Below are 10,065 nucleotides of genomic sequence, written 5' to 3' on the forward strand. Positions count from 1 at the left end.
GTCGTGAGTGAGAAACAGGGTTAGAACACTGTTTCTCACTCACGACCGCCGCGGCAGGAGCACGAGTCAGGCGGAGCGGCGGAAGCCCCGCGTGGCGACGATGGCGCCGGTGAGGCCGATCAGGCCCGCCGCGCCCAGCGCCGCTATTCCCCCGATGCCCACCGGGTTGCCCAGCGCCAGGTTGCGCGACGCGTCGACGGAGTACGTCAGCGGGTTCACCGTGGCCACCGCGCGCAGCCACGCCGGCAGCGAAGACAGCGGGACGTAGGCCGAGGACGCGAACATCAGCGGGAACATCACCATGGACGTGACGCCCTGCATCACCTCGACGTTCGAGATCCAGACGCCGATCGCCATGAACATCCAGCTGAGCGACCAGCCCACGGCGATGCACATCAGCCACGCCAGCAGCACGCCCGTGAAGCCGCCGCCGGGCGAGAACCCGAACAGCGTCGCGGCCAGCACCAGCATGATCGCCAGCTGCAGCGCGTGCCGCACGACGTCGGCGAGGCTGCGCGCCACCAGCACCGACGCCGACGCGATCGGCAGCGTGCGGAACCGGGCCACGACGCCGTTGCGCATGTCGTCGAGCAGGCCGACGCCGGACTGCAGCGCCACCGAGAGCGAGCCCATCACCAGCACCGCGGGCATCAGGTAGTCGATGTAGGACACCCCGGCCGGGAACGAGCTGGTGCCGGCCAGGCTCGCGAACACCTGGCTGAACAGGATCAGCATGATCAGCGGCTGCAGCAGGCCCAGCAGCACCAGCGCCCGGGACGCGACGACCGCCCGCAGCGAGCGGCCGGTGAGGATGATGATCTGCATCGGCACCGAGGTGCCCCGCCACGGACCGCCGCCCGGTCCGGCCGCGGTGGGCCGGTCCGAAGTGGACAGCGTCGTCGGTGCGCTCATGGGTCAGTGCCTCTCGGTGTCGGTGGGGGAATCGGCCGGCCCGCCGGAGAGCGCGAGGTACACGTCGTCGAGGCGGGGGTCGACCAGCGCCAGCTCGACCGGCTCGACCTTGACGTCGTCGAGCGCGCGGACCACGCGCGCGAGGTCGGTGGATTTCTCCACCGGCACCGTCAGCGCGAGCCCGGCCAGTTCGTCCACTCCGGACACCCGGGCCTCCAGCCCGGCCAGGCGCACCGCGTCCGCGGCGCGTTCGGCCTCGGCCGAGTCGGCCAGCGTCAGGGTGACCGTGCGCTTGCCGACCTGCGCCTTGAGCGACGCCGACGTGCCGGCGGCGATCACCTTCCCGTGCGCCAGCACGACGATCTTGTCGGCCAGCCGGTCGGCTTCGTCGAGCATCTGGGTGGTGAGCAGCACGGTCGAGCCGTCGCGCACGAGCTGTTCCACGATCTCCCACATGGCGATCCGGGCAGCCGGGTCGAGGCCCGTCGTCGGCTCGTCGAGGAAGATCACGTCGGGGTGGCCGACCAGGCTCGCGGCCAGGTCGAGGCGCCGCCGCATGCCGCCGGAGTAGGTCTTCGCCGGACGCCCGGCCGCTTCGAGCAGGCCGAACGCCGTCAGCAGCTCGTCCGCCCGTTCCTTGGCCTCCTTGGTGGAGGCGCCGAGCAGGCGGGCGATCAGGATCAGGTTGCGGAAGCCGGAAAGCTGCTCGTCCACCGAAGCGAACTGGCCGGTGAGCCCGATGCGGCTGCGCAACGCCACAGCGTCGCGCTGCACGTCCAGCCCGGCGACACTGGCCCGGCCGGAAGTCGGCGTCACCAACGTGGTCAGCACGTTGACCAAAGTGGTCTTGCCGGCGCCGTTGTGGCCCAGCAGCCCGCACACGGTGCCGCGCGGCACCTGCAGGCTGACGTCGTCCAACGCGCGGACCTTGCCGAAGGTCTTGGTGATCCCCTCGGCCTCGACGAACAGGGTCACGACCGCTTCCTTCCGCTGGCCGAATCGGGCATGACTACAGCTAACACACCGGGAATCCCCTTTTCCCTGCTCATCGCGGGACCCGAGGGGTTCGCCTAGACATGGTTGACTGGCCGCCGGGCCCGACTAGCTTTCGAGACATGACTCCCCCGTCGGGAAGCCACATCGCCTTCCTCAACTATCCGGCCCACGGGCACGTCAACCCGACGCTGCCCGTGGCGGCCGAGCTCGTGCGGCGCGGCCACCGGGTGAGCTACGTGGTGGCCGAGCAGTACGCCGATGCCGTGCGCGCCACCGGCGCCACCGTGCTGCCGTACGAGTCCCACGTGCCGAAGTCGTGGGACACCGTGGCGATCCCGGAGAAGATCACCGGTGACGTCGTCGCGGAGGCGGGCGTCGCCCAGGCGCTGGAAGGCTTCGCGCCGCTGCGGACCGCGCTCGGCGCCTTCGAAGGGGACCGGCCGGACGTGTTCCTGTACGACGCTTTCGGTTACCCCACCGGGCGTCTGCTGGCCCGCAAGTGGGAGATCCCGGCGCTCCTGATGTGCTCGACGTTCGTCGCGAACGAGAAGTTTTCGCCGTACGCCTCGATGGCGGGCAAGGTGCCCGCGCCCGACCCGGCGCACCCCGCGCTCGCCAAGGCCGCGTCGGTCGTCGGCGACGTGCTCGCCGAGCACCTGCCCGGCACGTCCGCGGCGGAGTTCGCGGAAGCCCGTGAAGACACCAAGCTCGTGTTCCTGCCGCGGGAGTTCCAGCCCGGCGGCGACACCTTCGACGACGGTTTCGCTTTCGTGGGGCCGTGTCTCGGCGACCGGGCGGGCGGCTGGACCCCGCCGGACGACCGGCCGGTGCTGCTGATCGCCATGGGCAGCTTCGGCTACCACCACCAGCGCGAGTTCTTCGCCTCGTGCCTGGAGGCGTTCGCCGGGACGCCGTGGCACGTCGTCATGACGATCGGCCGCCTGGTCTCGCCGGCGGACCTGGGCCCGGTGCCGCCGAACTTCGCGCTGCACCCGTGGGTCCCGCAGCCGGCCGTGCTGAGCCGGGCGAGCGGGTTCGTCTCGCACGCCGGGATGGGCAGCACCATGGAGTCCCTCGCCCTGGGCGTCCCGCCGGTGGTCGTGCCGCGGACGCTGGAGCAGGAGATCGTCGCCGACCGGCTCGCCGAGCTCGGCCTCGGTGTCCGGGTCGACCCGGACGCCGTCGACGCCGGGTCGCTGCTGAACGCCGTCACCGGCCTCGCCGAAGACGCCGGCGCGCACGAACGCGTGGCCCGGATGCGCGAGCACATCACCGATGCCGGGGGTGCCGCGGCGGCCGCCGACCGCGTCGAGGCCCGGCTGACCGCCTGATCCCTGGGAGTGAATTCGTGGACACCACCGAGCTGACCGCTGCCCCGGAAATCGCCCCGGACGGCGGCGCTTCCCTGCTCACCTGGCTCGAGAAGATGCGGGCGGACACGCCTGTGTGGCAGGACGAGGCCGGGGCCTGGCACGTGTTCCGGTCCGCCGACGTCCGCCGCGTCAGCACCGACGCGCAGCTGTTCTCCTCGGACACGACGCGCCTGACCTCGCCCGGCGACCAGGCACCCCCGGGCACCCTGCTGGTCATCGACCCGCCCGAGCACCGCAAGCTGCGCCGCCTGGTCAGCCAGGCGTTCACCCCGAAGGTGGTCGCCGACCTCGAGCCGCGGATCACCGAGCTCACCCGGGAGCTGCTGGCCGCGGTCGAACCGGGCGCGACGGCGTTCGACCTGGTCGACGTCCTGGCCTACCCCCTGCCGGTGATCGTCATCGCCGAGCTGCTGGGCGTGCCCGCCACCGACCGCGCGCTGTTCCGGGGCTGGGCCGAGGCGCTGATGGCCCTGCAGGTCGACGACCCGAGCACCGGCGAGAAGCTCGCCATCGCGATCGAGGAGATGGAGGCGTACCTCAACGCCCAGATCGCCGCCCGGCGCGCCGAACCGCGGGACGACCTGCTGACCCGCCTCGTGGAGTCCTCGATCGACGGGGAGCGGCTGACCGACGAGGAGGTCGGCAACTTCACCGCGCTGCTGCTGCTCGCCGGGCACGTCACCACCACGATGCTGCTCGGCAACGTGCTGCTCTGCCTGGAGGACGCCCCCGGCGTCTACGAGCAGGTGCGGGCCGACCCGTCGCTGGTCGAGCCGCTGCTCGAGGAGGTGCTGCGGCTGCGGCCGCCGTTCCCCCGGGTGGTCCGGGTGACCACGGCCGACGTCGAAGTGGCCGGCACGGTGATCCCCGCCGACTCGATCGTCTGGGCCTGGGTGGTGTCGGCGAACTACGACGAGCGCGAGTTCACCGACGCGGGGCGGTTCGACCTGACCCGCAAGCCGAACTCTCACGCCGCGTTCGGGCACGGCATCCACTTCTGCCTGGGCGCGCCGCTGGCGCGGCTCGAGGGGCGGATCGCGCTGGAGCTGCTGTTCGAGCGGTTCGAGCACCTGCGGATCGCCCCGGGCGCCGAGGTGCCGTTCCACGCCGGCGGCGTGTTCGGCGTGCAGCAGCTGCCGGTCACCACCACCGCGGGCTGACCTCTTCGCGAGCGGTGGGTGAACGGCCGGTGCCGTCCGAGGACCGCACTACCGAAGGTGCGCCCCGGGGTGCCGTACCTCCGGTCGGGCGGACCCCAGTGTTAGCCCCCAACCTCCCGACCGGCATTGACGGGTCATACCCCGTTGGCTAGCGTACGAGACGTCATTTGGTTTGTTTCCAACGAAACGGACCGAAGCGGCTCTGGCCGGGTGGACTCGAGGATCGTTCTGGGGAAGGACTCGAGGTTCCGCTGGGGTGGTGTGAATAACCCATCCGGACAGGTGCCGTTGACCCTCTTGAGGGGAGCTCGGGGGTCGCTGACGTCTTTTGTCCGTGGACAATGCCTCGAAACGTAGAACGAATCTGGGGGTTCGAACTCGATGAACACGCGTGTCGATTCCTTGGTCGAGCGGCCGGCGGCGGTCCCGCACGGCCTCCCGGCCGTCGCCGAAAGACAGAACCAGAACGTACCCGCCTTCGACATGTCCGACGTCTGCATCGCGAATCTGGGACCCGATCTCCGGGTGATCGAAGCCAATGGCGATTTCCTCCGCCAGCTGGGCCGGACCGCGTCCGACGTTTTCGGACAGAGCTTTGTGGACTTCGTGCACCCGAGCGCCAAGCAGTTCACCCTCCAGCAGCTGGCGCGGCTGAACGAAGGCCGCCGTGACCGCTTCAGCGCTCGCCTGGTGGGCGTGCGGCCCGCGCAGCCGGTGCTCTCGGGCGGGCTGACCGGCATCGCGGTGCGCAGCCAGTCCGGCCAGGTCACCACGATCGTCGTGCTGATCAAGCCGGACCGCGCCACGGAGGCCCCGCGACCGGCGATCGAGAAGACCAAGCTCCTCAGCGAGCTGGACGCGAAGGTCCTCGAGGGCGTCGCGGCCGGCATTTCGACCGTGCAGCTGGCTTCGAAGCTGTACCTGAGCAGGCAGGGGATCGAGTATCACGTCGGCGCGATGCTGCGGCAGTTCAAGTCGCCGAACCGCTCGGCGCTGGTCTCGAAGGCGTACTCGCAGGGCATCCTGTGCATCGGCCAGTGGCCGCCGAAGGTGACCCCGCAGTACATCCGCTGATCGCTTTCCCCAGGGCCGGCCGGGCCGCCCGGGCGGGGATCGATGTCCGGTTTGCGCCGGTATCGGTACCCTCCCGGCGGACCCGGCCGTCCCTTTTTCCCGCGAGGCGGGAACCCTTCCGGGAAATCCCCTGAATGCAGGTCGCGAAGGGTGCGCCCGGCAGTACCCTGCGCTATCCTGCGAAGGCAGGGATCGATTTCGCGACGAGGGTCGGCGCAACGAAAGGACTGAGGCAGTGGGTGTTTTCGGAAAAAAGGAAGACGATTCCAAGAAGAAGCCTTCGGACTCCAAGGCGGACAACGCCAAGGCTGACGACGAAAAGAACCGCAAGCGCCGCAGCCGCCTTTTGGGCGGCGCGTACGGCGGCGGCAGCGGCGGCTGAGCCGGCGCACCGCTGACCGGGTGAATCGGGTGGGACGAGGGAGACCTCGGACCACCCGATTCGCGTTTCCGGCCCCTGCCGCGACGAGTTCACGTGTTGTTGGTCAGTTTCCACCTGAAGTTCACGGGTCGCTACCGTGTGACAACAGGGGTTGCACCGGGAGTGACCGATGTGGGCGGTTCAGGGGTGCCCGGTGGGTCGGTAGGGGTTCGGTTCGGTGCGGGTCCGGGGTAACCCGGGCGGGTCAGCGGCAGCCGAGCGCGCCGCACCGCACCGGCCCTGGGTGGGCTCAAGCAACGGCAAGCCGCCCCACCGGTCGCCGAGTACGCAAAAGGTCGCCTCCCCCGGACCACGTCCGCTGAAGGCGACCTCCGGCCTGCCCGCCTCCCTCAAGCGCGGGGCACGACCGGCCCGGCCCACTCCGGCACGTCCAGGATTTCCACCACCGCACCGGCCACGCTGACTCCCGGCGCGATCCCGACCATCAGCACGTGGTCGCCCGGCTCCAGCTGGCCCGTCCCGAGCATGTTCGCCAGCGACGCCACCTGGTCGCTCGCCCCGAGGTGACCCAGCCCGCGGCCGAAGTCCCAGTTCGACTTCTCCAGCGGGATGCCCAGCATCGCCAGCAACCCGTCCTCGACGTACTTGCGCGAGCCGTGGTTGTACGCGATGCGGCTGACCTCGTCGATGCCGATGCCCGCCTCCGACAGCACCCGGTCGATCAGCTCCGAGCGCGTCTTCAGCAGGTTCAGGCCACTGTGGAGCATCGTGTCGCGGTTCTCGAACCCGAAGAAGTCGATGCGCTCGGCGAAGTCCATGAACCGGCCGATCGTCGCGCCCGGGGGGAACATCGGCTCGTCGCCGCGGTGCATGCCCTCCAGCTCGGGCACCGTGATCGAGCTCGCCGACTTCAGGCGCGCGAAGCCGGACGTCGTGTTCAGCACCACCGCCGTCGCGCAGTCGCCGATGACGAAGTCCGGGCGCAGGCAGCGCCAGCGGTTCACCAGCGGTGACGTCGAGTTGTCCGACGCCACCGTCATCGCCGTCCCGCCGCCGCGCGCGATCAGGTACGTCGAGGCCAGCTCCAGCGCCCCGAACATGCCGTTGCAGCCCTGACGCAGCTGCGCCGCCAGCAGGTCGCCGCCGACGAGGTGCCGCTGCAGCCAGAACTGCGGGAACCAGCCGTCCGGGCCGGAGTGGTAGTTGTCCGCGTACAGCAGCACGTCCAGGGACTCCGGCTCGACGCCCGCCCGGGCCACGGCCTCCTGCCCGGCCCACAGCGCCATGTCCGGGGCCGGGGTCTCGCCGGCGCAGGCCGCGCCGGTGAGGCCGGACGTCTCGGCGTCCTCGGCGGTCATCCACCCCTGCTCGATCGCCGCCTCGACGCCGGTGGTCGCCGGCACGTAGGTGCCGATCCCGCTGAGGTAGACCTCCGCCAGTTTCACTTCGCCTCCACTTTCGTCCGGAGCCACGATTCGACGGCGTCGGCCGCACGGATCTCCCCACCGGCCAGCTCGACTTCACCGCGCATCCACCGGACGCGCTCGGCGACCACGGGATCGGACGCGGTCGCCGTGACCGCTTCGAGCAGCTCCGCCTCGGTGACGTCGGTGCGCGACACCACCCGGCCGAGGTCGAGCTCGGCGACCCGCGCCGCGGTCACCACCTGGTCGCTCTGCGACGGCGTCATCACCATCGGGACGCCGTAGTGCAACGCTTCCATGGTGCTGCCCAGCCCACCGTGGGTGACGAAAACCTCGGTGTGCGGCAGCAGCGCCGCGTGCGCGACGAACGGGTGCGCCTCGATGTTCTCCGGCAGCGGCCCGAGCTCCTCGGGGTCGACCCACTTGCCGAGCGTCAGCACCACGTGCCACGGCTGCCCGGTGAACGCCCGGACGCACTTGCGGAAGAAGCCGACCTGTTCCCGGCTGCGCGAGGTGCCCAGCGAGATCAGCACGAGCGGCAGGCCGTCCGCGGGCGGAGTCCACTCCCCCGCCGGCACCGTCCGGTCAAAGCTCGGCCCGATGAACGCGAAGCGGTCGTCGAAGGTCTCGCCGCGGATCTGGAACGCCTTCGGCAGGTAGACGAGGTGGTAGCCGGGGTCGCCGGCCCGAGAGTCCACATCGGACAGTCCGTGCCGGGCCAGCAGCCGCTCGGTGGCGGCGACGAACTTCGCCAGTTCGGGGTCGGTGAGGTCCGGTGGCGCGGCGGAGTCCGAATCGGCCTGCGCCTCGTTCAGCGCGAAGTGCTCGTTGGACGCGAACTCCGGGCAGGACTGGACCGTGGGCACCGCCCACTTCCGCGCGATCAGCCGCGCCGTCTCGGACGCGGCGAGGTCGTGCACGACCAGGTCCGGCGGGTCGTCGGCGAACCGGGCCATGGCGGCGTCGAGCGGGGCGAGGCCCTCGCCCATGAACGCCAGCATGGCCCGCAGCGCGTACCCGTCGGACGCGGTGTCGCCCAGCCCGGTCGCCCAGGGGAACGTCGAGGTGTAGGGCAGTACTTCGGCCTCGGTCGCCGTCACCTTCGCGGCGAACTCGTCGACCACGGCGAAGGTGACGCGGTGGCCGCGGCGCACCAGCTCGGCGACGACCGGGAGGACCGGCGCGACGTGGGCGTACGCGGGAAAACTGAAGACGGCGATGTGCCTGCTCACCACCGCATCGTCGGGCACCGGCCCGCCGTTCCGTACCGGCTACCACGCAAGTTCTGGCTATTTCCTCCCAAAACCGCTTTGAACGTTTCTACGCCGGGACGACTAGGGGGTTCCACAGAGTTTCCCCGCGACATCGCATCACCCGGTCGCGCCGTACCTATCCTGCAGACGACCGCACGAGGGGGATCTCAACAGCTGTTGCAAAGCAACGAAATGCACGTCGCGCGGGAAAAGGGCAGTCCGCGCCCCCTGGGGAAGGACCTTCATGAAGACGAGCGTTGACGACCTGGCCCTGTTCGGCGGCCCCATGGCTTTCGAGAAGACCTTGGTGGTGGGCAAGCCGAGCACCGGGGACCGGGCGAAATTCTACGAACGGCTGGAGGTGGCCCTCGACAGCGGGCGGCTCACCAGCGGCGGCCCGCTGGTCAAGGAGTTCGAGGCACGGATCGCCGACCACACCGGCGCGAAGCACTGCGTCGCCACCTGCAACGGGACGATCGCGCTCGAGGTGATGGCCCGGGCCGCCGGCCTCACCGGCGAAGTCATCATGCCGTCGATGACCTACGTCGCGACCGCGCACGCGATGCGTTACCTCGGCCTGACGCCGGTCTTCTGCGATCTCGACCCGGCCACCGGGTGCATCGACCCCGAGCAGGTCGAGCGCCTGATCACCGACCGCACGACCGGGCTGGTCGGCGTGCACCTGTGGGGCCAGCCGGCGGCCATCCAGGAGCTGGAGAAGATCGCCGAGCTGCACAACCTGACCCTCTTCTTCGACGCCGCGCACGGCATCGGCTGCAGCTTCGGCTCCCAGCCGCTCGGCGGGTTCGGCAAGGCCGAGATGTTCAGCTTCCACGCGGCGAAGGTCGTCACGACCTTCGAGGGCGGCGGGATCGTCACGAACGACGACGACTTCGCCCAGCTCGCCCGGTACACGCACAACTTCGGCTGGGGCGAGGAGCACGTCACCGAGTTCGCCGGCACCAACGCCAAGATGAGCGAGGCGTCCGCGGCGATGGGGCTGACCTCGCTCGACGCGCTGCCGGCCACCATCGCCGCCAACCGCGCCCACTACGAGCAGTACGCCGCCTTGCTGGACGGGCTGCCCGGCTTGGAGATGCACCGCTACGACGAGGAGAACCGCAACAGCTACCAGTACAACGTCGTCAAGGTCGACGAGGAGGAGTGCGGGCTGTCCCGCGACACCATCCTCGACCTCCTGCGGGCGGACAACGTGCTGGCGCAGCGCTACTTCTCGCCGTGCGTGCACGAATGCGAGCCCTACCGCACCGAGCGGCCGGTCTCGCTGCCCGCCACGGACGCGTTCTCCCGGCGAGTGCTGACGCTGCCGACCGGTCCGTCGGTCACCAGCGAGCAGGTCCGCGAAGTCTCGGCGCTCGTGGCCTTCGCCATCGAGCACGCACCGGAGATCCGCAAGCGTCTCGCCTGAAGCGTCGTGAGTGAGAAACAGGGTCAGAACCTCCGCGGGGAACATGTAGACCCCACCCGGCA

The 10,065-nt window shown here is 70.3% G+C and carries 9 protein-coding genes; 5 read left to right on the forward strand and 4 right to left on the reverse strand.

Annotated elements, in window-relative coordinates; translation table 11 throughout:
* Positions 1–66: 66 nt before the first annotated feature.
* Together ABZ342_RS48360 and ABZ342_RS48365 are read right to left on the reverse strand one after the other, a co-directional pair.
* Entirely contained in the window at positions 67–912 is an 846-nt protein-coding gene (locus tag ABZ342_RS48360; RefSeq protein ID WP_360488699.1) for an ABC transporter permease, read from the reverse strand.
* A gap of 3 nt (positions 913–915) precedes the next feature.
* Positions 916–1,887 (reverse strand): ATP-binding cassette domain-containing protein, encoded by a 972-nt coding sequence (locus ABZ342_RS48365; RefSeq protein WP_360488702.1) that lies wholly within the window; start codon positions 1,885–1,887, stop codon positions 916–918.
* Between the two features lie 140 nt (positions 1,888–2,027).
* Between ABZ342_RS48365 and ABZ342_RS48370 the strand changes: the two genes are divergently transcribed.
* The 4 genes from ABZ342_RS48370 (at position 2,028) to ABZ342_RS48385 (ending at position 5,897) form a co-directional block, all read left to right on the forward strand.
* The gene (locus ABZ342_RS48370) at positions 2,028–3,239 is read left to right on the forward strand and encodes a macrolide family glycosyltransferase (RefSeq protein ID WP_360488705.1); all 1,212 of its coding nucleotides are present in this window, start codon (positions 2,028–2,030) and stop codon (positions 3,237–3,239) included.
* 17 nt (positions 3,240–3,256) lie between these two features.
* Positions 3,257–4,441: a cytochrome P450 gene (locus ABZ342_RS48375; RefSeq protein ID WP_360488708.1), complete on the forward strand. Its 1,185-nt coding sequence runs from the start codon at positions 3,257–3,259 to the stop codon at positions 4,439–4,441.
* Between the two features lie 381 nt (positions 4,442–4,822).
* Positions 4,823–5,515, forward strand: a complete 693-nt coding sequence (locus tag ABZ342_RS48380; protein ID WP_230862745.1) for a LuxR C-terminal-related transcriptional regulator — start codon at positions 4,823–4,825, stop codon at positions 5,513–5,515.
* 235 nt (positions 5,516–5,750) lie between these two features.
* Positions 5,751–5,897 (forward strand): hypothetical protein, encoded by a 147-nt coding sequence (locus tag ABZ342_RS48385; RefSeq protein WP_155545886.1) that lies wholly within the window; start codon positions 5,751–5,753, stop codon positions 5,895–5,897.
* Positions 5,898–6,286: 389 nt separating this feature from the next.
* Here the strand turns inward: ABZ342_RS48385 and ABZ342_RS48390 are convergent, their stop codons facing one another.
* Positions 6,287–7,342, reverse strand: a complete 1,056-nt coding sequence (locus ABZ342_RS48390; RefSeq protein ID WP_360488712.1) for a ketoacyl-ACP synthase III family protein — start codon at positions 7,340–7,342, stop codon at positions 6,287–6,289.
* Positions 7,339–8,553, reverse strand: a complete 1,215-nt coding sequence (locus ABZ342_RS48395) for a macrolide family glycosyltransferase (RefSeq protein WP_360488715.1) — start codon at positions 8,551–8,553, stop codon at positions 7,339–7,341. Before ABZ342_RS48395 ends, ABZ342_RS48390 begins: the two co-directional genes overlap by 4 nt.
* Before the next feature lie 265 nt (positions 8,554–8,818).
* On the opposite strand from ABZ342_RS48395, the gene ABZ342_RS48400 reads away from it, so the two are divergent.
* Entirely contained in the window at positions 8,819–10,003 is a 1,185-nt protein-coding gene (locus ABZ342_RS48400) for an aminotransferase class I/II-fold pyridoxal phosphate-dependent enzyme (protein ID WP_155545883.1), read from the forward strand.
* Positions 10,004–10,065 lie beyond the last annotated feature (62 nt).

Origin of the sequence: Amycolatopsis sp. NPDC005961, assembly GCF_040629235.1 — a bacterium.
Taxonomy (GTDB): Bacteria; Actinomycetota; Actinomycetes; order Mycobacteriales; family Pseudonocardiaceae; genus Amycolatopsis; species Amycolatopsis camponoti.

Coding starts and splice junctions, on each gene's coding strand:
- ABZ342_RS48360 (WP_360488699.1), bottom strand. CDS start 912: ATGAGCGCACCGACGACGCTGTCCACTTCGGACCGGCCCACCGCGGCC.
- ABZ342_RS48370 (WP_360488705.1), top strand. CDS start 2,028: ATGACTCCCCCGTCGGGAAGCCACATCGCCTTCCTCAACTATCCGGCC.
- ABZ342_RS48380 (WP_230862745.1), top strand. CDS start 4,823: ATGAACACGCGTGTCGATTCCTTGGTCGAGCGGCCGGCGGCGGTCCCG.
- ABZ342_RS48400 (WP_155545883.1), top strand. CDS start 8,819: ATGAAGACGAGCGTTGACGACCTGGCCCTGTTCGGCGGCCCCATGGCT.